20 protein-coding genes are annotated in these 19,280 nt (G+C 67.5%); 16 read left to right on the plus strand and 4 right to left on the minus strand.

All coding sequences use genetic code 11. The annotated features are described in order from the left end of the window. Positions 1–119: 119 nt before the first annotated feature. The 7 genes from ACL9RL_RS16145 to ACL9RL_RS16175 all read left to right on the plus strand — a co-directional run bounded on the left by ACL9RL_RS16145 (position 120) and on the right by ACL9RL_RS16175 (position 4,762). Positions 120–1,358: an LLM class flavin-dependent oxidoreductase gene (locus tag ACL9RL_RS16145; protein WP_422781300.1), complete on the plus strand. Its 1,239-nt coding sequence runs from the start codon at positions 120–122 to the stop codon at positions 1,356–1,358. Further along, a complete protein-coding gene (locus ACL9RL_RS16150; RefSeq protein ID WP_422781301.1) occupies positions 1,355–2,026 on the plus strand; it encodes an FMN reductase in 672 nt (223 codons plus the stop codon). Before ACL9RL_RS16145 ends, ACL9RL_RS16150 begins: the two co-directional genes overlap by 4 nt. 231 nt (positions 2,027–2,257) lie before the next feature. Further along, complete coding sequence (locus ACL9RL_RS16155) at positions 2,258–3,067, plus strand: hypothetical protein (protein ID WP_422781302.1); 810 nt, start codon at positions 2,258–2,260, stop codon at positions 3,065–3,067. Positions 3,068–3,111: 44 nt separating this feature from the next. Continuing rightward, entirely contained in the window at positions 3,112–3,648 is a 537-nt protein-coding gene (locus tag ACL9RL_RS16160) for an NUDIX hydrolase (protein WP_422781303.1), read from the plus strand. A gap of 59 nt (positions 3,649–3,707) precedes the next feature. Next, positions 3,708–3,977, plus strand: a complete 270-nt coding sequence (rpsO, locus tag ACL9RL_RS16165) for a 30S ribosomal protein S15 (RefSeq protein WP_422781304.1) — start codon at positions 3,708–3,710, stop codon at positions 3,975–3,977. Positions 3,978–4,109: 132 nt separating this feature from the next. Next, entirely contained in the window at positions 4,110–4,463 is a 354-nt protein-coding gene (locus ACL9RL_RS16170) for a type II toxin-antitoxin system RelE/ParE family toxin (protein ID WP_422781305.1), read from the plus strand. Next, the gene (locus ACL9RL_RS16175) at positions 4,460–4,762 is read left to right on the plus strand and encodes an XRE family transcriptional regulator (protein WP_422781306.1); all 303 of its coding nucleotides are present in this window, start codon (positions 4,460–4,462) and stop codon (positions 4,760–4,762) included. The genes ACL9RL_RS16170 and ACL9RL_RS16175 overlap by 4 nt, the downstream gene beginning before the upstream one ends. 51 nt (positions 4,763–4,813) lie before the next feature. Here the strand turns inward: ACL9RL_RS16175 and ACL9RL_RS16180 are convergent, their stop codons facing one another. After that, positions 4,814–5,461: a DedA family protein gene (locus tag ACL9RL_RS16180; RefSeq protein ID WP_422781307.1), complete on the minus strand. Its 648-nt coding sequence runs from the start codon at positions 5,459–5,461 to the stop codon at positions 4,814–4,816. Between the two features lie 223 nt (positions 5,462–5,684). Between ACL9RL_RS16180 and ACL9RL_RS16185 the strand changes: the two genes are divergently transcribed. Genes ACL9RL_RS16185 through ACL9RL_RS16195 form a run of 3 tightly spaced genes read left to right on the plus strand, consistent with a single transcriptional unit; the run spans position 5,685 to position 8,393 of the window. After that, positions 5,685–6,602 (plus strand): NADP-dependent oxidoreductase, encoded by a 918-nt coding sequence (locus ACL9RL_RS16185; RefSeq protein WP_422781308.1) that lies wholly within the window; start codon positions 5,685–5,687, stop codon positions 6,600–6,602. Between the two features lie 60 nt (positions 6,603–6,662). After that, entirely contained in the window at positions 6,663–7,574 is a 912-nt protein-coding gene (locus ACL9RL_RS16190) for an alpha/beta fold hydrolase (protein WP_422781309.1), read from the plus strand. Between the two features lie 57 nt (positions 7,575–7,631). After that, positions 7,632–8,393 (plus strand): class I SAM-dependent methyltransferase, encoded by a 762-nt coding sequence (locus ACL9RL_RS16195; RefSeq protein ID WP_422781310.1) that lies wholly within the window; start codon positions 7,632–7,634, stop codon positions 8,391–8,393. A gap of 116 nt (positions 8,394–8,509) precedes the next feature. On the opposite strand, the gene ACL9RL_RS16200 is transcribed toward ACL9RL_RS16195, so the two are convergent. Next, positions 8,510–9,343 (minus strand): glycosyltransferase family A protein, encoded by an 834-nt coding sequence (locus ACL9RL_RS16200; RefSeq protein WP_422781311.1) that lies wholly within the window; start codon positions 9,341–9,343, stop codon positions 8,510–8,512. 390 nt (positions 9,344–9,733) lie between these two features. Between ACL9RL_RS16200 and ACL9RL_RS16205 the strand changes: the two genes are divergently transcribed. The 6 genes from ACL9RL_RS16205 (at position 9,734) to ACL9RL_RS16230 (ending at position 16,562) form a co-directional block, all read left to right on the plus strand. Beyond that, positions 9,734–12,025 (plus strand): polyribonucleotide nucleotidyltransferase, encoded by a 2,292-nt coding sequence (locus tag ACL9RL_RS16205; RefSeq protein ID WP_422781312.1) that lies wholly within the window; start codon positions 9,734–9,736, stop codon positions 12,023–12,025. A 317-nt stretch (positions 12,026–12,342) separates the two neighbouring features. Beyond that, positions 12,343–12,594: a hypothetical protein gene (locus tag ACL9RL_RS16210; protein ID WP_422781313.1), complete on the plus strand. Its 252-nt coding sequence runs from the start codon at positions 12,343–12,345 to the stop codon at positions 12,592–12,594. Positions 12,595–12,689: 95 nt separating this feature from the next. Then, positions 12,690–12,857, plus strand: a complete 168-nt coding sequence (locus ACL9RL_RS16215; RefSeq protein WP_422781314.1) for a hypothetical protein — start codon at positions 12,690–12,692, stop codon at positions 12,855–12,857. Between the two features lie 77 nt (positions 12,858–12,934). After that, the gene (gene pdhA / locus ACL9RL_RS16220; RefSeq protein ID WP_422781315.1) at positions 12,935–14,197 is read left to right on the plus strand and encodes a pyruvate dehydrogenase (acetyl-transferring) E1 component subunit alpha; all 1,263 of its coding nucleotides are present in this window, start codon (positions 12,935–12,937) and stop codon (positions 14,195–14,197) included. Then, the gene (locus ACL9RL_RS16225; protein ID WP_422781316.1) at positions 14,194–15,213 is read left to right on the plus strand and encodes an alpha-ketoacid dehydrogenase subunit beta; all 1,020 of its coding nucleotides are present in this window, start codon (positions 14,194–14,196) and stop codon (positions 15,211–15,213) included. Before pdhA ends, ACL9RL_RS16225 begins: the two co-directional genes overlap by 4 nt. After that, the gene (locus ACL9RL_RS16230) at positions 15,210–16,562 is read left to right on the plus strand and encodes a dihydrolipoamide acetyltransferase family protein (protein ID WP_422781317.1); all 1,353 of its coding nucleotides are present in this window, start codon (positions 15,210–15,212) and stop codon (positions 16,560–16,562) included. Before ACL9RL_RS16225 ends, ACL9RL_RS16230 begins: the two co-directional genes overlap by 4 nt. Positions 16,563–16,731: 169 nt before the next feature. On the opposite strand, the gene uxaC is transcribed toward ACL9RL_RS16230, so the two are convergent. Both uxaC and ACL9RL_RS16240 read right to left on the minus strand, forming a co-directional pair. Beyond that, a complete protein-coding gene (gene uxaC, locus ACL9RL_RS16235; protein WP_422781401.1) occupies positions 16,732–18,135 on the minus strand; it encodes a glucuronate isomerase in 1,404 nt (467 codons plus the stop codon). Beyond that, entirely contained in the window at positions 18,135–19,172 is a 1,038-nt protein-coding gene (locus ACL9RL_RS16240) for a LacI family DNA-binding transcriptional regulator (RefSeq protein ID WP_422781318.1), read from the minus strand. Before ACL9RL_RS16240 ends, uxaC begins: the two co-directional genes overlap by 1 nt. Between the last annotated feature and the right edge of the window lie 108 nt (positions 19,173–19,280).

Consider the following 19,280-nt stretch of genomic DNA (forward strand, 5'->3'; position numbering starts at 1 on the left):
GTCCGAGGATTGCGGGAATACGATCGGCAGTGCGACCGTTGACCCGAATATCCATTCACGTGAATGGAAACGCGGCTCGTGCGACCACGCGCTGCACACCCAAGGACTCAGGAGTCACGATGCAATTCGGAATCTTCACCGTCGGCGACGTCACCACCGACCCGACCACCGGTGTCACCCCGACGGAACACGAACGCATCCAGGCGATGGTCGCCATCGCGCTCAAGGCGGAGGAGGTCGGACTCGACGTCTTCGCAACCGGCGAGCACCACAACCCGCCGTTCGTCCCGTCGAGCCCCACCACGATGCTCGGGTACATCGCCGCGAAGACCGAGAAGCTCATCCTCTCGACCAGCACGACCCTCATCACCACGAACGACCCGGTGAAGATCGCCGAGGACTACGCGATGCTGCAGCACCTCGCCGGTGGTCGCGTCGACCTCATCATGGGCCGTGGCAACACCGGTCCCGTCTACCCATGGTTCGGCAAGGACATCCGGGAGGGCATCAACCTCGCGATCGAGAACTATGCGCTCCTCCACAAGCTGTGGCGTGAGGACTTCGTCGACTGGCAGGGCAAGTTCCGCACGCCGCTGCAGGGCTTCCAGTCCACGCCGCGACCGCTCGACGGTGTGCCGCCGTTCGTCTGGCACGGCTCCATCCGCAGCCCCGAGATCGCCGAACAGGCCGCCTACTACGGCGACGGGTTCTTCGCGAACAACATCTTCTGGCCGAAGGAGCACTACATGCGCCTCATCCAGCTGTACCGTCAGCGCTTCGAGCACTACGGACACGGAACGGCCGCGCAGGCGATCGTCGGCCTCGGCGGGCAGGCGTTCATGGCGAAGAACTCGCAGGATGCCGTCGCGCAGTTCCGTCCGTACTTCGACAACGCCCCCGTGTACGGTCACGGGCCGTCGCTCGAAGACTTCACCGAGCAGACCCCGCTGACGGTCGGCAGCCCGCAACAGGTCATCGACCGGTACGCATCCATGCGTGAATCGTTCGGCGACTACCAGCGACAGCTGTTCCTGATGGATCACGCCGGCCTGCCGCTCGGCACCGTCCTCGACCAGCTGGAGATCCTCGGTGGCGAGGTCGTGCCCGTGTTGCGCAAGGAGTTCGCGAAGGATCGACCGGCGGACGTGCCGGAGGCGCCGACCCACGCATCGCTCGTCGCCAAGGCTGAAGCTGAGCTCGGCGGCAAGTCGGGCGATGTCACCTCGCGGGTCGTTGTGCGGGACACGGTCACGGGTGGGTCTGTCGGCGGTTCGACCGGTGGCGCGGCGAAGGTCGGCGGCTCTGCGAAGGTCGGCGGCTCTGCGTTCGGCGCTGCAGCGGCAGGGCTCTCACGATGACCGGCGACGCGCAGGCCGCTGCGGGCACCAGGCGCACAATCGCCGTTGTGTCGGCCGGTCTCAGCCAGCCGTCGTCGACCAGGCTGCTCGCCGATCGGCTCCGGGATGCGACGCTCGCCCAGCTCGAACGCCGCGGCATCGAGGTCGACGTCACCGTCATCGAGCTGCGGGATCTCGCCCAGGACATCACCAACAACCTGCTGACCGGGTTCCCCGGCCCGGCGCTCGGGGCGGCGATCGATGCGATGACCGGCGCTGACGGTCTCATCGCGGTGACCCCGATCTTCACTTCGAGCTATTCGGGACTGTTCAAGTCGTTCTTCGACGTGGTCGAGCCAGGGGCGCTCACCGACCTGCCCGTCGCGATCGCTGCGACCGGTGGATCGGCCAGGCATTCGCTCGCCCTCGAATACGCAGTGCGGCCGATGTTCGCCTACCTGCACTCTGTTGTGGTTCCGACCGCCGTGTTCGCGGCGTCCGAGGACTGGGGGAGCGGTGCTTCGGGGACCGGTGACGCGCAGGTCGGTGCGCTGCCTCAGCGAATCGATCGGGAGGCGGGCGAGTTCGCGGCGCTGGTCGCGGCATCGGAGCGTTCGTCGCGTCTGGATGACCCGTTCGCGATCGAGACGCCGTTCGCACAGTTGCTGGGCGGTTTCGAAGCCCGATAGCCGACGCAGGGGCCCGTGCGTCATTCAGTCGACGTACGGGCTACTCCCGGCTGGCGCACAGCCGCTTCCCGGCGAGATTCAGCACCAATTCACCTCCGCCTGGAATACTGGGTTCTCGTGCGCAGTTCGCGCGCGACGAGAGGTGAAGACCGGATGGCTCCAGTGCACGATGCGTCGGCGCGTACGCATGCTCGTGGGGCGAGGGCGACTGCCGGCCGGCATCGTTCGGCGGTGACCTGCTCGGGGAGCAGGACCGGCCGCAGCGGCGGCATCGGCAGGTTCGCCCGTGCGATCAGTGTCACGCTCGGACTCGGTCTGGGGCTCGGTCTTGCGCTCGGCGTCGGCGGTGCGGCTGTTGTGCCGGGTGTCGCCGCGCCTGCGCACGCCGCGGACGCACCGCAGATCACCGCCCCGCACGATGGCGACACCGTGTACCGCGTCGACTTCACGGCGAACGGTGAGCAGGCGTCCGGTTTCGACGTCTCCGGCACGGCGGACAAGGGCCAGAAGAACGCGGTCCTGTCCTATTGGCGTTCCGAAGCGCTCTACGAGGCTGCCAAACCGTGCTTCACGGCGAAACCCGCAGCGGACTGCGCCCTGCAGCAGGAGTCGACGTCGACGAGCGGCACTCCGCAGTTCCGATTCGACGGCCAGCCGATCACGGTCGCCGACGACGGCACCTGGCGCACCCGCATCAACATGACCCAGTGGTTGAAGGGCGCGGAGGCCGGCGAGTACGACATCACCCTCGCCGTGGTGATCACGAGTTCGGAGGGTGGCGCGTCCATCGGCGATCCGGTCCGTGTCGTCTACGACTCCAAGACCACCCAGGATGCGGCGAAGGCGAGTACTGAGCCCGCCCCGAGCATGGACGGTCCCGCAGTTCCACTGTGGGTGTGGCTCATCGCAGCGTTCCTGGTGCTCGACGTCATCGCGCTCCTGCTCATCCTGCGTCTGCGCCGCAACAAGCGCATCGACGCCGCGCGTGAGGAAGCATCGGCCCCTCGCCGCTCCACACACCGCGAGCCACCCGCCGTGTGATTCGAGACAAGCGGTGCGCGGTGTGAGGTGTGAGGGGTCTTGATGTGAAGGACGTCATCGAGCATTCGAATCCCTGGTTCTCGGTCACGCGCCGAGAGACCGACGGCCGACAGTGGTTCCGTGTCATGCGCCCGGACAGTGCGATGATGATCGCCGTGGACGCCGCTGGCGGGATCGTTGTGGTCGAGGGAACTCGGGACACGACCGGGGCCGATGTCTGTGTGGAGTTTCCGTGCGGTGCGGTCGAACACGGCGAGGACCCTTCGGCAGCTGCGGTTCGTGAAACCATCGAGGAGACCGGTTGCGTCGTTTCGGCGCCGAAGCTGATCGGGAGCTTCGTCGAGTCGCCGGGGATCAGTGCTGCGGTGTGCCACGTCTTCACCGGGGTGATCGAGCGTTGGCACGATCAGGAGCTCGAGCCTGGAGAGGACTGGGCCGTCAGAATGCTGTCGTCGCAGGAGCTCCGGGCGCGTGTTTCCGACGGACGAATTCGCGATGCGGGTACGCTCGCGGCCCTTGCGATGCTCCACGCGCAGGAACCTGCTAGAATTTCAAGGTTGCCGTCAAACGGCCGCGGATGAAGAGAGCCCACGCATCAGGCGAAGGGCACCGCGCAACGAGAGGAAGGGGATCCCCAGCTATGGCTCTTGAAGGAGAAACCAAGAAGGCGATCATCGAAGAGTACGCGACCCACCCAGGTGACACCGGGTCCCCCGAGGTCCAGGTTGCGGTCATGACCCAGCGGATCAAGGACCTCACCGAACACCTCAAGGAGCACAAGCACGACCACCACTCGCGTCGTGGACTGCTGCTCCTGGTCGGCCAGCGTCGCCGTCTGCTCGGCTACCTCCAGGACATCGACATCGCGCGCTACCGCTCGCTGATCGAGCGTCTCGGACTCCGCCGCTAAGGTACGGAAGCTCCTCGCTGACAACGCGAACTTCTTGACAGGCCGTCACTCCTCGGAGTGGCGGCCTGTTCGCGTATCCTGCCTGTGTATAACTCTGAGGGTGTACAACGCAAACGTTGTAACGTACGGTGGATGTGGGAAGTGGATACGACTCTTGTCGAAGAATGGCTGTTGAACCTCGACCAGGGTTCGTACGAGCAGGTCGTAGCCTCGCTCGAACTGTTGTCAGAGCACGGGCCTCAACTTGGGCGTCCGGTCGTCGATTCTGTGCGCGCCTCGCGACACCGAAACATGAAGGAATTGCGACCCGGATCAACTGGACGAAGTGAACTCAGAGTTCTCTTCGCGTTTGATCCAACACGGCGTGCGATTCTGCTCGTCGCAGGCGACAAGACTGGACAATGGAAGCGATGGCACGGCGACAATCTGCCTCGTGCGGACGACTTGTACGACCAGCATCTCCGGAAGGGAACACCGCGATCATGAGCGAACTCGACGACCTGCTCGCCAAACGGCCCGTCGATCGGGCGAAGGTCGACGCCCACAAGAAACGTCTTCTCGACGACGTGCGCGCATATCGGTTGCGCGAACTTAGAGAACACTCCTCGCTCACGCAGGTGGAACTCGCCTCCAAGCTCAATGTGAGCCAGAACCGGGTTTCACGGATCGAGCACGGCGATATCGAGCGCGCCCAGGTGGACACGCTTCGCAAGTACGTTCAGGCGATCGGTGGAGAGCTGCGCATCGAGGTCGAAATCGGTGACGAACGGCTTCGCCTCGCCTGAGAGGAACCACAGTCGATACAACGGTGGCAGGCCATCGAGGTCCGACCGACGTCAGCCGAGCCGCTCGGATTCTTGGATGCGTGCACGCCGTCGATCGGCTGCCGCTCCGATGCGGTCGATGACGAGACCCACGGTCACCGCCACCGCGACCGAGACGAGCACCGCGACGATGGGCTGCCCGGGCAGAATGCCCCCGAACAACGCACCGATCCCCACGTTGTACAGCGCCCACGCCACCCCGGCCATCGCCGTCAGCGGCAGGTATCGCCGCATCGGCAGACCGCTCGCACCCGCAGCGAGATTCACCGCGATACGCGCGAACGGGATGTACCGCGCCGTCAGGATCGCAACCGCCGCCCGCCGATGCAGCGCCTGACCGGCGCGCTCGATCGCCCCGGACACACGCGGTCCGCGCATCCATCTGAAGCGTGACACCCCGACGAAGCGGCCGATCAGGAAGCACAACACGTCCCCGGTCATCGCCGCGACCGCCGCCACGAGCAACAGCGGGACGATCGGCGGCGCCCCGGTCGCAACCGAGATCGCACCGAGTGCCACCACGACCGTCTCGCTCGGCAGGATCACCAGGAACGCATCGCCGACCGTCAACAGGAACAGGGCAGGAAACAGGAGCGGCGAACCAGCGAGATCCGTCATCCAGCTCGTGATACCCGCAACCATGTCGCCGATCTGATCCACACGCCCTGTCTAGTCCGATGATGTGAACGGCAGACGGCCACCGGTGAAACGCGCAGCGGCGGACGACTGGGAACCTGCTGCAGTTTTGCGTCACAGAGGGGAGCCCGTCCCCGGATCCGGTGGAAGAGTGGAGTGAGCGGCATCGACACGGTCTCAGCGCTCGATCCGCATTCCGATCAGTGCCACGCAGCGTGCTGACCGACCAACGATGAGGAGGAATCACATGCCACGATTCGTACAGTTCGCCAATTACGGCGGCCCGGAGGTCTATCAGATCGTCGACGTCGAGAAGCCGGAACCAGGAGCGGGGGAGATCCGGGTCCGTGTGCTCGCGACCGGACTGAACCCCGTCGATCACAAGATCGCCGGCAGCCCGGCGGCAGGCGAATCCTTCGGACTCACCCTGCCCGTCGGCAACGGCAACGACTTCGCCGGAATCGTCGATGCGGTCGGCGAGGGCGTCGACCTCTCCACCGGTGACCTCGTGTACGGCGGCAAACGGTTCTTCGCGCAGGCGGACTACCTCCTGACGACGCCTGAGAAGGTCATCGTGATCCCGGAAGGGCTGTCGACCCAACAGGCTGGGTCCCTCGACATCGTCGGTCGCACGGCCGTCGCGAGCGTGCGAGCCGTCGCCCCGAAGGCCGGCGAGACCGTGCTCGTGAGCGCTGCAGCCGGTGGGGTCGGTGTCCTCGCCGCACAGCTCGCGGTCACAGCCGGCGCCCGGGTCATCGGGACTGCGAGTGAATCGAACCACGACTTCCTGCGCGGGCTCGGCGTCGAACCCGTCGTGTACGGCGACGGCCTCGCCGACCGCATCCGCGCCATCGCACCAGACGGCGTCGACGCCGTCCTCGACAACAACGGCAGGCAGACCCTCGAAGTAGCCGTCGAGCTCGGCGTCCCGTCCGGCCGGGTGAACACGATCGCCGACCGCGGTTTCGCCCAGGAGCACGCGTTCGGCGGGGTCGGCGGCGCCGACGCGTCGATCAGCGATCTCGCGGCGCTCGGCGAGCGCATCGCATCGGGGGAGATCGTCTTCCCGATCGACAGTGTGTACCCGCTCGAACAGGTCGTCCAGGCGTACGAACACCTCATCGCCGGCCACCTGCGCGGCAAGGTCGTCCTGGTCACCGAGTGATTCCGGACGCGCCAGCCGCAAGGGCTGCCGACCATGCACCGCCGTGGGTATCCTGTGCTCGTGTCGACGCATGAACAGGAAGCGGTGCCAGCCGCGATCGAGCGTGATGCCCACCTGCCGGACATCGACTGGAGCGTCCTCCCGCCAGGCTCGACCTCTCGGTTCTTCGATGCCCCGAGCGGTCGCCTCGCGGCGACGTCGCTCGGGGATCCTCGGGATCCGCGCGTTGTGCTGGTGCCGGGGATCACGGGATCCAAAGAGGATTTCTCACTGCTCGCACCGCTCCTCGTGGATGCCGGCTACTTCGTCGAGAGCTTCGACCTCGCCGGACAGTACGAGTCGCACCTGGCCGGACCGCCGGACGGTGGACACTACACGCAGGAACTGTTCGTCGCGGACCTCGATGCGTTCCTCCGCGCGGGCGCGCCGGCTCATGTCCTCGGATACTCCTTCGGCGGGATCCTCGCGGGGATCGTCGCAACTGCAGACCCGTTCCTCGTGCGCTCGCTCACCTTCCACACCACCCCGCCGCTCGCCGGCCAGGCGTTCCGCGGTGTCCGCACCATCGGCTGGTTCAGCGGCTGGGTGACGGAACACCAGGGCGCTGGGCTCATGATCTGGGGGATCAGGACCAATCAGAACCGGGTCGGTCCCAAACGACTCGCCTTCGTCCGCGACCGTTTCGCGCTCACGCGGCGTTCGAGCGTCGACGACGCGATCGGTCTGATGCGCAGGACCCCGGACCTCGTGCCAGGGCTTGCCGCGCTGGACGTGCCGAAACTCGTCGTCACGGGCGACCACGATCTGTGGCCCACACCGCTTCATGCGGCGTTCGCATCCGGGATCAGAGGAGCGTTCGCCGTGTACCGGACCGGACACAGCCCGTGCGAGACGGCGCCGAACCAGCTCGTGGAAGACTTGCTGGAGTTGTTCGCGATCGCCGGGGACCGACCGGGGGCGGCAGCTTCGTAGGGGGTCGAAGCAATGGGGCAGTCCGCAGGAGGCCAGCAGTCACGAGCTCAATCGCCGATGCCGCCGAGTGGAGTGGCGACGTCGTACAGCCAGGCAGAACTCGACGAACTCGTGGCGGGCGTCGCGCCCAGATCCGGTTGGGACTTCTCCCGGATGTCCGTCCGGCGTGCGCCGGCGCCGTGGGAGTACACCGACGTCGTGTCCGCACAGCTCGCGAGCGGCGACCACGTGCTGGATGTCGGCACCGGCGGTGGTGAGCGCTTTGTGGAGTTGCTCGCAGGGCGAGGCGTCGGCTTCGGGCTCGGTGTCGACATCGATGCCGCGATGATCGACGTCGCCCGGGAGAACGGGCGCGGTCTCGAACACCTCTCGTTCCGGCAGAGCAGCCACCTGCTCGAACACGTGTCGGAGTCCTTCGACGTGGTAGTCAACCGCCATGCGCCATTCTCACTCGACGCGATCGTGCATCGTCTCCGCCCCGGTGGCCGCTTCATCACCCAGCAGGTCGGTGAACGCAACATGCTGAACGTGAAGGTTGCGCTCGGACAGGAACTGCCGGCCGCCCCGGTCGCCCGCGACCTCTTCGCCGATGCAGGGTTCGCGGCCGTCGAGATCCGCGAGTACGACGTCGAGTACGTCGTCCGGGATGCGGCGTCGCTCGTGTTCTGGCTCGGTGCGCTCGACCTCTTACACGCCGACGTGGCCGGTGCGGCGGCGCTCGCCGACGTCGATGTCTTCAACGGGATCCTCTCCGGCAACGTCACGGACGCTGGTTTCGTCACGAACGAGCACCGCTACCTCGTCATCGCCACGCGCTGAAGCCCGCGAACTGGCAGTTGTGGCGGCTCTGACGTGCGTCAGACCAGCCACAACTGACAGGTCGCGGGCTGGATCGGGGGAGGGGAGGCGGGGGAGGCGGGAGAGGCGGAGGCGGGCTAGACGGGGAAACCGTCTGGCTCGATGGGGTCGTGGTGTTCGACGGCCCTGCGGGCGGCACGGCGCCTCCAGGGGGCCTCCTCCGGGAGGTGGGCGCCGATCGTGTGGAACGCCCAGTCGATCCGACGGCCGAAACCGCTCCACGAGGCGAACGGACGACCGGAGATCCCGACCGCGAGGGTGTCCTCGTAGTGGACGCGTGTGCCAGGGGCCAGATGGATGCTGAGGTCGAGGTCGTCGTGGATGCGCGGATCCGTGCGATGCACCCGTCCGCGGGCGTCCGCCCAGACCTCGCGGCGCATCGCGAAGTTCGATCCGAACAACGGCGGCTGACCGAGCCACAGCGACATCGACCAGAAGTATCCGCCGAGATAGAGATTGCGGCCGAGGAGCGTCGCAATGGCACTCCCGTCGTAGAACTCACCCGGCCCCGTGACCGCATCGACCTCCGGCATCGTCACGAAGATCGCCTCGATGTGGGCGAGCCAATCGACGGGAGGGCGGGAGTCCGCGTCGATGCGGACGATGATGTCGCCCGTCGCGGCGTCGTACCCGGTGGAACTCGCCGACCAGATCCCGGGGACCGGCTCGTCGACGACGACGACCCCGGCGGCCTGCGACGCACGGGCGACCGCCGCCGTGTCATCGGTGGAGCCGTTGTCCACAACGACGATCTCGTCCGCCGGGCGCAACTGCGACGCCAGATGCTGCAGCGCGCGCTCCAACATGGGGGCATCGTTCCTCGCCGGGATGACCACCGACACCTTCAGCACTCGTGACTCCCGGCCGCTCGCGATCCTGCGGCCGACCGAACGGTCGGAGCCGCCAGACACACGTTACTCCGACGAGTGACGGATTCCGGCCTTTGCGCAGAGGGTTGCGTTCTTGCCTGTTCGGACAGCATTTCCGCGTTGTTCCAGGGCCCCTCTGCTAGGGTTGACGAGGTGAACCACACGGTTCGCCACGCAACACAACGGAGCAGGCCGGCAGGAAGCTGGTCCTCGGTGGTGGGTTACTCACACACGTGGGTGATTTTCTACTGGTGACCAGCCAAGCCCCAGACGACGCGGTGCATCGATCCGATGCGGAACGCCGTGTCATCCGCCTGGGGACTTGAGTACGTACTGCGGCTCTCTCCGTGCACAAACGCGTTGATCGGCGCGTCCACTCGGACGCGCGTCCCGCCACCGGGCGGGGAGCGCACACGTATGAAGGAGAGACCTTTGGAAGGTCCAGAAATCAAGTTCGCCGAAGCCGTTCTCGACAACGGCAAGTTCGGCACCCGCACCATCCGGTTCGAGGCCGGACGCCTCGCACAGCAGGCTCAGGGCGCAATCGCGGCCTACCTCGACGAGGAGACCATGCTCCTCTCCGCCACCTCGGCGAGCAAGCACCCCAAGGACAACTTCGACTTCTTCCCCCTCACGGTGGACGTCGAAGAGCGTTCCTACGCAGCAGGCAAGATCCCCGGTTCGTTCTTCCGTCGTGAAGGCCGCCCGTCCACCGAGGCCATCCTCGTCTGCCGCCTGATCGACCGGCCGCTGCGCCCCTCGTTCGTCGAGGGTCTCCGCAACGAGGTCCAGATCGTCATCACCGTCCTGTCGATCGCACCGGGCGAGTTCTACGACGCCCTCGCCATCAACGCGGCATCGATGTCCACGCAGATCTCCGGTCTGCCGTTCTCCGGCCCCATCGGCGCAGTCCGCCTGGCGCTCATCCCCGGCCTGAACGGTTCGGACGACCAGTGGGTCGCCTTCCCGAAGGTCGACCAGCTCGAGGAAGCCGTCTTCGACATCGTCGTCGCCGGTCGCATCGTGACCGACGCAAACGGCAACGAAGACGTCGCGATCATGATGGTCGAAGCAGAAGCGACCGAGAACAGCTGGAACCTCATCAAGGCCGGCGCCACCAAGCCGGACGAGGCGATCGTGGCCCAGGGCCTCGAAGCGTCCAAGCCGTTCCTCAAGCAGCTCGTCAAGGCACAGAGCGAGCTCGCAGCGCAGGCTGCCAAGGAGATCGCGGCGTACCCCGTGTTCCTCCCGTACACGCAGGCGAGCTACGACGCCGTCGCAGCACTCGCGCAGGACGAACTGGTGAACGTCTACCAGATCGCCGACAAGATCGAGCGCCAGAACGCCGACGACGCCCTCAAGGACCGCGTCAAGGCGACCGTCGCAGAGCAGGTCGAGGCCGGCACGCTCGACGCAGAGGTGCTCACGCAGCTCTCGGCTGCGTACAAGTCCGTCTCGAAGAAGGTCATGCGCGGTCGTGTGCTCCGTGAGGGCATCCGCATCGACGGTCGTGGCCTGGCGGACATCCGTCCGCTCGACGCCGAGGTGCAGGTCATCCCGCGCGTCCACGGTTCCGCCATCTTCCAGCGCGGCGAGACCCAGATCCTGGGTGTCACCACGCTGAATATGCTCAAGATGGAGCAGCAGATCGACTCCCTGAGCCCGGTCACGAAGAAGCGCTACCTGCACCACTACAACTTCCCGCCCTACTCGACCGGTGAGACCGGCCGTGTCGGTTCGCCGAAGCGTCGCGAGATCGGGCACGGCTTCCTCGCCGAGCGCGCCCTCGTGCCGGTGCTGCCGAGCCGCGAGGAGTTCCCCTACGCGATCCGTCAGGTGTCGGAGGCCCTCGGGTCCAACGGCTCCACCTCGATGGGTTCCGTCTGCGCCTCGACCCTGTCCCTGCTGAACGCCGGTGTGCCGCTGCGCGCACCCGTCGCCGGCATCGCCATGGGCCTCATCTCCGACACCGTCGACGGTGAGACCCGCTACGCGGCCCTCACCGACATCCTCGGTGCCGAAGACGCGCTCGGCGACATGGACTTCAAGGTCGCCGGTACCTCCGAGTTCGTCACGGCCATCCAGCTGGACACGAAGCTCGACGGCATCCCCACCTCCGTCCTGAACGGTGCGCTCCAGCAGGCGAAGGACGCTCGTACGACGATCCTCTCCGTGCTGAACGCAGCGATCGACGCCCCCGATGAGATGGCTCCGACCGCGCCTCGCGTGATCTCGGTCCAGATCCCCGTGGACAAGATCGGTGAGCTCATCGGCCCCAAGGGCAAGACGATCAACGCCATCCAGGACGAGACCGGCGCCGACATCTCCATCGAGGAGGACGGCACCGTCTACATCGGCGCCGTCGACGGCCCGTCGGCCGAGGCTGCTCGTGCCCAGGTGAACGCGATCGCGAACCCCACCAACCCGGAGATCGGCGAGCAGTTCCTCGGAACCGTCGTCAAGATCGCCGCGTTCGGTGCGTTCGTCTCGCTCCTCCCGGGCAAGGACGGCCTGCTGCACATCTCCGAGGTGCGCAAGCTCGCCGGTGGCAAGCGTGTCGAGAACGTCGAAGACGTCCTCGGCGTCGGCCAGAAGGTCCTCGTGGAGATCACGAAGATCGACGACCGCGGCAAGCTGTCCCTCGCACCGGTGCTGGCTGATGAAGCCGACACGCACGGTCGCGACGCAGCGAGCGACGGCCCCGAGGCTCCTGCCGAAGGCTAGTCGGTCCCGTTCCACCGGAACCCCGTCACCACATTCGTGTGGTGGCGGGGTTTCCGCGTTGGGCGCTGAGGTGCCCGGGCTGGTGTGAGCGGCGCACCCGCAGTGTCGCGTCGGTCGAAGGCATGATCGACTCGGTGTGAAACACCCAAAAGCGGGTCAATCGCTTCATTCCGGGCGTTCGGCGGTCGACGGGTCAGTATCGTGATGATGTCCTTCCGTCCTGCGGAATGACGACGCTCATCACGTCGGACCCGAACCGACGTGACGATCACCGCCCGCGCCGACGGCTCGCTCTGCGGGGCAGCTCGAGGAGACCCATGTCGAACGCAACCCGCTCACGCCCATCCAGGCGGCGAGTCGTGGCTGCGCTCGCCATCGCCGCCGTGCTCGGCACCTCGGCTGCCTCCGTCGGTCTCCTGGCCGGGACTCCCGCGCCCGCGACGGCGGCATCCGATGCTCGGATCGCCGCGGTCGCGACGCCCGGCCCGACGGCGTCGGCATCCCCGTCGCCCTCACAGCCGCCGTGGTCTTCTCCTCCGCCGACCCCGGCCACGCGTTCGGAACCGTGAACGACGACGGTGACGGTACTCCTGGACGACGCTGACCGCCACCCGAGCGCCCGGACGGTTTCGGCAGCATCTCCGGATCCGCCGACCTCCTCCAGGTGCTGCCGGGTGCCGCGATCCCGCTGTCGACTCCGGTTCCCGGTGCAGGGGCACCGACGCTGAGCGCAACCGGTGCCGATGTCGGCTGGTTGCCGATCGGAGCCGCCGCGGGGCTCGTGCTCGGCACGGTCTTCCTCATCCTCCGTCGGCGGGCTGCACGGGTCTGACCGGCACCGCGCCGATTCGGATCGGTGTCGCTCCTTGAGCGACGGGCGCATCCGGCGTAGCCTCGGAGGACTCCGCGATGACGCGGGGCACGGCATCGCCCACAAGGCACCGCCGTGAAGTCACCGAATTCAAGGCGGCGTGCATCGTGTCGATGGAGACCCAGGCAACTTCCGAACCCAGAGCGCTGGCGCGAGACCAGCTCGACGTCCACCACAACGTCCAGGACGCGGGAGGTGGGGCTGGCCAGGACGATGTCGCCCGGCCGAACGGGCTCGTCCAACTCCTCTCGCCGGACGGCGCGCGCGTCGACGAGCCGCTCTACGGGATGTACGTCTCGGACATCACCCCTGATCGCCTGCTCGGCCTCTACGAGGACATGGTCGTTGTGCGTCGCATCGACGCAGAGGCCACCGCACTGCAACGCCAGGGCGAGATCGGTTTGTGGCCGCCCTTGCTCGGCCAGGAGGCCGCACAGATCGGTTCAGCGCGTGCGCTCCGACCGGACGATTTTGTGTTCACGAGCTATCGAGAACAGGCCGTCGCCTACTGCCGCGGTGTCGAACTCGCCGACCTGATGCGCATGTGGCGGGGCACCGCGCTCTCCGGCTGGAACCCGTACGACGTCGGTATGGCGACACCGGCGGTCATCATCGGGGCGCAGACCCTGCACGCGACCGGATGGGCGATGGGCGCGCGCCTCGACGGCGTCGACGCGGTCGCCGTCGCCTACTTCGGAGACGGTGCGACGAGCCAGGGCGACGTCAACGAGGCCCTCGTGCTCGCCGCGAGCTTCCAGGCGCCGGTCGTGTTCTTCTGCCAGAACAACCAGTACGCGATCTCGGAACCGGTCGGACTGCAGGCGAGGAGACCCATCGCGGATCGCAGTCCTGGCTTCGACATCCCGAGCATCCGCGTCGACGGCAACGACGTGCTCGCGGTGATGGCGGCGACGCGCATCGCCGTCGAGCGGGCGAGGAGCGGTGGCGGACCGACGTTCATCGAAGCCGTGACGTACCGGATGGGCCCGCACACGACATCCGACGATCCGACGAGATACCGCGACGAGACGGAACTCGAAGCCTGGCGCGCGAAGGACCCACTGCTGCGCGTCGAACGGCTCCTGGAACGGGAGGGACACCTCGACGAGGGTGCAAAAGCACACGTGAGGGCTGCCGGGGATGCAGCGGCCGCAGCCGTCCGGGCTGGCTGCCTCGCGCTCGAAGCGCCCGAGCCGCTCACCGTGTTCGATCATGTCCTCGCGACGCCGAATGCCGCGCTCACGCGCCAGCGGGACGGATACGCCGCCTACCTCGCGATGTTCGAAGGCGGTGCGCGATGACGGAACTCACCCTCTCGAAAGCGGTCAACACGGGACTCCGGCGGGCGATGGCCGACGACGACCGTGTCCTCCTCCTCGGGGAGGACATCGGCAAACTCGGGGGCGTGTTCCGCGTGACCGACGGACTGCAAGCCGAATTCGGCGTGGACAGGGTCATCGACATGCCGCTCGCGGAATCCGCCATCATCGGTGCGGCCATCGGGCTCGCCTTCCGCGGGTTCCGACCGGTGTGCGAGATCCAGTTCGACGGGTTCATCTATCCCGGATTCGACCAGATCGTCGCCCAGCTCGCGAAGCTGCACTACCGGACGGCCGGCGCCGTCCCGATGCCCGTCACCATTCGTGTGCCGTACGGCGGCGGGATCGGCGCGGTCGAGCACCACTCCGAATCGCCGGAGGCGTACTTCGCGCACACCTCGGGCCTGCGAGTCGTCACCTGCGCGAACCCGCAGGACGCGCACACCATGATCCGACAGGCCATCGCCTGCGACGACCCCGTGCTGTTCTTCGAACCGAAGCGTCGCTACTGGACGAAGGGCGACGTCCTGGAGTCCATGCCGGAGGATCCGATGTCGTTCGAACAGGCTCGTGTTGTGCGTTCGGGTGGCGACGTCACGCTCATCGCGTACGGGCCGCTCGTCCAGACAGCGCTCGACGCCGCTGCGGCGGCGTCCGATGAGGGCATCGGGATCGAGGTCATCGACCTGCGCTCACTCGCTCCGCTCGACGTCGACACGATCACCGCCTCCGTGCGGAAGACCGGCAGGGTGGTCATCACCCACGAAGCGCAACGATCCGGCGGGCTGGGCGCCGAGATCGCCGCGACGATCACCGAGCACTGCTTCGACTTCCTGGAGGAGCCGCCCGCGCGGGTGACCGGCTTCGACACCCCGTATCCGGCCTCGGCTTTCGAAGACCACTTCCTGCCGGACCTCGACCGGTTGCTCGACGCCGTCGATCGGGTGCTCGGCAGGCCGAATTCCCTAAGCGGTGCGCGAGGGGTGAGCGCATCGTGAGGCGGTTCGTCCTGCCGGACCTCGGGGAGGGGCTGACCGAATCGGAGCTCGTCGTCTGGCGGGTCGCGGTCGGCGACCGGGTCGAGCTCAACCAGATCATCGCCGAGGTGGAGACGGCGAAAGCGCTCGTCGAGCTGCCCGCGCCGGCCGCCGGCATCGTCTCGCGCCTGTACGCGGAGCCCGGTGCGACCGTGCTCGTCGGCGAGGCGCTCGTCGACATCGCAACCGGCGAGGAGGCTGACGAACCTGCGGTGGCGCCCGAGGATGGGACGGCCGGCGAGCGGGATCACGCCGGGCAGACGACGGCGACCCGTGAACCGGTGCTCGTCGGGTACGGACCGCGGGTGGAGGACGGGTCCAGGCCGAAGCGGCGGGATCGCATCCAGGCGATGGGGGACGCGGTCGCCGATCCGGCGGGGCACGCTGCGACCCGGCCGCGATCGACTCCGCCCGTGCGGCGTCTCGCGAGGGACCTCGGTGTTGTGCTCGACGACCTGGTCGGGACCGGTGTCGGCGGACGGATCACGAGGGAGGACGTCGAGGCGCGGGCGGCCGTCGGCGACCGACGCCACGATGGCGCCCCGGCCCAGGGATCGACGACGATCGGCAGGGCACCGGCCCAGGAGGCCGTGCCGAACGGATCCGTCGATGGCACCATTCGGCGACCGATCTCCGGCGTTCGGCGGCGGACGGCCGCGGCCATGGTCGCGAGCGCATTCACGGCGCCGCACGTGACGGAGTTCCTGACCGTCGATGTAACGCCGACGATGACGTTCATCGACCAGGTGTCGGCCTCGCCGCGGGGGCGGGCCCATCGGATCAACATCCTCACGGTCCTGTCCAAAGCCGTGTGCATCGCAGCCCGTCATACGCCATCCGTGAACGCGCGATGGGATGAGGACGCCCAGGAGATCATCGAGTTCGGCGGGGTGAACCTCGGCATCGCTGCGGCGACCGGGCGCGGGCTGCTCGTGCCGAACATCGCCGGAGCCGATCGCATGGACCTCTTCGGTCTGGCCGACGCGATCGACGGGCTCGTCGCATCGGCGAGGGACGGGAAGACCGCCCCGGCGGAGCTTGCGGGTGGCACGATGACCATCACGAACATCGGTGTCTTCGGGATCGACGCCGGCACGCCGATTCTGAACCCGGGAGAGTCGGCGATCCTCGCGCTCGGCGCAGTCCGTCGGCTCCCGTGGGAGTTCGAGGGCGGCATCGCCCTGCGACAGGTGGTGACGTTGGCGCTGTCGTTCGACCATCGTGTCGTCGACGGGGCGGAGGGTTCACGATTCCTGGCCGACGTCGGTCAGATGCTCGCCGACCCCGCCACCGTCCTCACCTTCGTCTGATCCGTCCCGCTCCGCCTCGTCCTTCCGTCTTCGCTCCTGGGTGTGCAGAATTCCGGAACTGTTGGCGCATTCTGGTCCGGAATTCGCATTCCGGCCCGAATTCGTGCGAAAACAGGCAGGATTTCCGGAATTCTGCACAGCCACAGAGGAGGAGGGTGTGGAGCGGGGGCTAGAGGCGGAAGGTGGCGCGGGGGATGTCGGAGACGAGACGATGCGCGATGCCAGCGGCCGCGTCCTCGGACAGCTGGTGGGTCGCGACGAGTCCGGCGAGGAACGCGGCGTCGCCTCGACGCGACATGTCGTGCCGCGCCGGAATCGAGCAGAAGGCGCGCGTGTCATCGATGAACCCGGACGTCTTCGTGAACCCCGCGCTGTCGGTCGCGGCGGCACGGAAGCGCGCGATGCCGGCCGGGGTGTCGAGGAACCACCAGGGCGCGCCGGCGTACACCGACGGGTAGAAGCCGGCGAGTGGAGCGATCTCGCGCGAGAACGTCGTCTCGTCGACCGTGAACAGCACGAGCCGGAACGTCGGATTTGTGCCGAAATCCCGCAGGATCGGCGTGAGCGGCACCGTGAACGCGCCGACCGACGGCAGATCATGGCCCGTGTCCGGACCGAACCGGTCGAAAGTGGGCCGGTGGTGGTTGCGGATGACCCCGGGATGCAACTGCATCACCAGACCGTCCTCGCTCGCCATCTCGGCCAGGCGGTAGAGCATGTTGTGCCGATACGCGACGGCCTCCGACGCCGTGATCGTGCCGTCGAGACCTGCGCGGTGCAGCCGTTCCGCAGCAGCAGCGTCGAGGGGCTCGGAACCCGCATCCAGAACCCCGGTGTCAGTCGCAGTGCCACCGGCGGCGATGAACGCCGCCCGTCGCGACCGCAACGCATCCAGCAGCCCCGCGTACGTCGAGCAGTCGACACCAGACCGCTCTGCCAGTCGGTCGAGTCGCCCGGCCCAGCCGTCCTCGTCCGGGTGCATGTACCGATCGGCGCGGAATGTCGGCAGCACCCGCCCGGTGAACGACGGATCGTCCCGCAGTGCGAGGTGTGCCGCGAGGTCGTCGGCCGGGTCGTCGGTCGTGGCGAGGACCTCGATGCGGAAACGGTCGAAGAGGGCGCGCGGACGGAAGTCCTCGCCGGCGAGCGTCGCATCGAGCTGGTCGTACAGTTCGTCGGCGTTCGCGGTCGACGGATGCTCGGTGAGCCCGAACACCTCGCTGAACTCCGTCTCGAACCAGTAGCGCACCGGGGTGCCGAGGAAGTCGTCCCAGTGCTCGCACAGGCGACGCCAGATCTCGCGCCCGGACTGCTCGGGAGCCGGGCCGAGGCCGAGCGCGTCGAGCGGGACGCCGACCGCGTGCAACATCCGCGTGACGTAATGGTCAGGTGTGATGAGGAGCGCGGCCGGATCCGGGAACCGCTCGTTCCGCAGCAGCATCGACGCATCGACATGCCCGTGCGGCGAGTAGATGGGGGCGTCCGCGACCTCCGCGTACAAGCGGCGTGCGATGGCGAGCTGCGTCGGATCGGAGGGGAGCAGACGGTCCGGGTGCGGTGACAGGGCGGTCATCATCGGTCTTTCCTGGTGGTGTTCGAGGGCGCCGGCCCGGTCGACGACCGGACGGTGAGATGGGTGGGGAGCGTCGCCGTCCGTCTGACAGTCGGCAGGTCGGAGTCGATGCGGGACAGCAGCATGGACACCGCGGCGCGGCCGGCCTCCTCGATCGGCGCCGTCAGGGTGGTGAGCGGCGGGTTGCAGAAGTCCGCCCCGAAGATGTCGTCGCAGCCGACGATGCTGATCTCGTCCGGCACCCGCACCCCGCGCTCGGTGAAGCGCATGAGCATGCCGATGGCGAGGAGGTCGTTGAAGGCGATGCACGCCGTCGCGTCCGTGTTGAGGACGGCATCGGCCGCAGCGGCGCCCGCGTGCTTCTTGGGGGAGAACGGGCCGATGCGGATCGCCTCGACGCCGAGTTCGGCGGCTGCACGGACGAGCGCGCGCCATCGCCCCTCGTTCGGCCAGGAGGTCGGCGGGCCGGAGACGTACGCGATGGTGCGATGGCCGAGCGACACGAGGTGGCCGAGCGCTTCGTGGACGCCCCTGGGCGTGTCGATGTAGACGCTCGGCACGGAGGCCGTCTGACGGTTGATGGCGACGAGCGGGATCTCCTTGGCGAGGGCGCTCAACCGGCGGTCGGTCAGCCGGGAGGCCGCGAGGATCGCACCGTCGTAGGAGGGGCGCAGCTTCTGCAGCATCCCGTCCTCCAGCTCGTCGGACTCCTCGGTGTCGATCAGGATCTGCGTGTAGCCGGCCGCCTTCAGCTGCTGCTGCGTCCCGCGGATGATCCCGAAGTAGAACGGGTTCGTGACGTCGGAGACGAGGACGGCGATCGCGCCGGTGCGTCCGGAGGTCAGCGCCCGCGCATGGGAGTTGGGGACGTAGTCGAGTTCACGCGCGGCCCGCTCGATGCGTTCGCGGGTGATCTGATTCACCCGGCCGGGATTCGAGAGCGCACGCGAGACCGTCGAGGTTGCCACGCCACTGGCGGCTGCGACGTCGGCGAGGGTCGCCGGTCGGCTTCGCCCCGCATCACCGAGAGGTTCCATGGCAGCAGTAGAGCACAGCATGGCAACAAGTGGCAAACGGTTGCCTTCTGCTTGCCATCGTGTTTAGAGTTCCCATGCACCACCCCCGTGGCGCATCCACAGCACTCA

Source organism: Plantibacter sp. Mn2098 (assembly GCF_049319745.1).
Taxonomy (GTDB): Bacteria; Actinomycetota; Actinomycetes; order Actinomycetales; family Microbacteriaceae; genus Plantibacter.

What these genes read in the sequence shown, in the direction of transcription:
- ACL9RL_RS16225 (WP_422781316.1), top strand. Translation starts at nt 14,194, where the DNA reads ATGACGGAACTCACCCTCTCGAAAGCGGTCAACACGGGACTCCGGCGG.
- ACL9RL_RS16145 (WP_422781300.1), top strand. Translation starts at nt 120, where the DNA reads ATGCAATTCGGAATCTTCACCGTCGGCGACGTCACCACCGACCCGACC.
- ACL9RL_RS16185 (WP_422781308.1), top strand. Translation starts at nt 5,685, where the DNA reads ATGCCACGATTCGTACAGTTCGCCAATTACGGCGGCCCGGAGGTCTAT.
- rpsO (WP_422781304.1), top strand. Translation starts at nt 3,708, where the DNA reads ATGGCTCTTGAAGGAGAAACCAAGAAGGCGATCATCGAAGAGTACGCG.
- pdhA (WP_422781315.1), top strand. Translation starts at nt 12,935, where the DNA reads ATGACGCGGGGCACGGCATCGCCCACAAGGCACCGCCGTGAAGTCACC.
- ACL9RL_RS16170 (WP_422781305.1), top strand. Translation starts at nt 4,110, where the DNA reads ATGTGGGAAGTGGATACGACTCTTGTCGAAGAATGGCTGTTGAACCTC.
- ACL9RL_RS16175 (WP_422781306.1), top strand. Translation starts at nt 4,460, where the DNA reads ATGAGCGAACTCGACGACCTGCTCGCCAAACGGCCCGTCGATCGGGCG.
- uxaC (WP_422781401.1), bottom strand. Translation starts at nt 18,135, where the DNA reads ATGACCGCCCTGTCACCGCACCCGGACCGTCTGCTCCCCTCCGATCCG.
- ACL9RL_RS16240 (WP_422781318.1), bottom strand. Translation starts at nt 19,172, where the DNA reads ATGGAACCTCTCGGTGATGCGGGGCGAAGCCGACCGGCGACCCTCGCC.
- ACL9RL_RS16195 (WP_422781310.1), top strand. Translation starts at nt 7,632, where the DNA reads ATGCCGCCGAGTGGAGTGGCGACGTCGTACAGCCAGGCAGAACTCGAC.
- ACL9RL_RS16150 (WP_422781301.1), top strand. Translation starts at nt 1,355, where the DNA reads ATGACCGGCGACGCGCAGGCCGCTGCGGGCACCAGGCGCACAATCGCC.
- ACL9RL_RS16210 (WP_422781313.1), top strand. Translation starts at nt 12,343, where the DNA reads ATGTCGAACGCAACCCGCTCACGCCCATCCAGGCGGCGAGTCGTGGCT.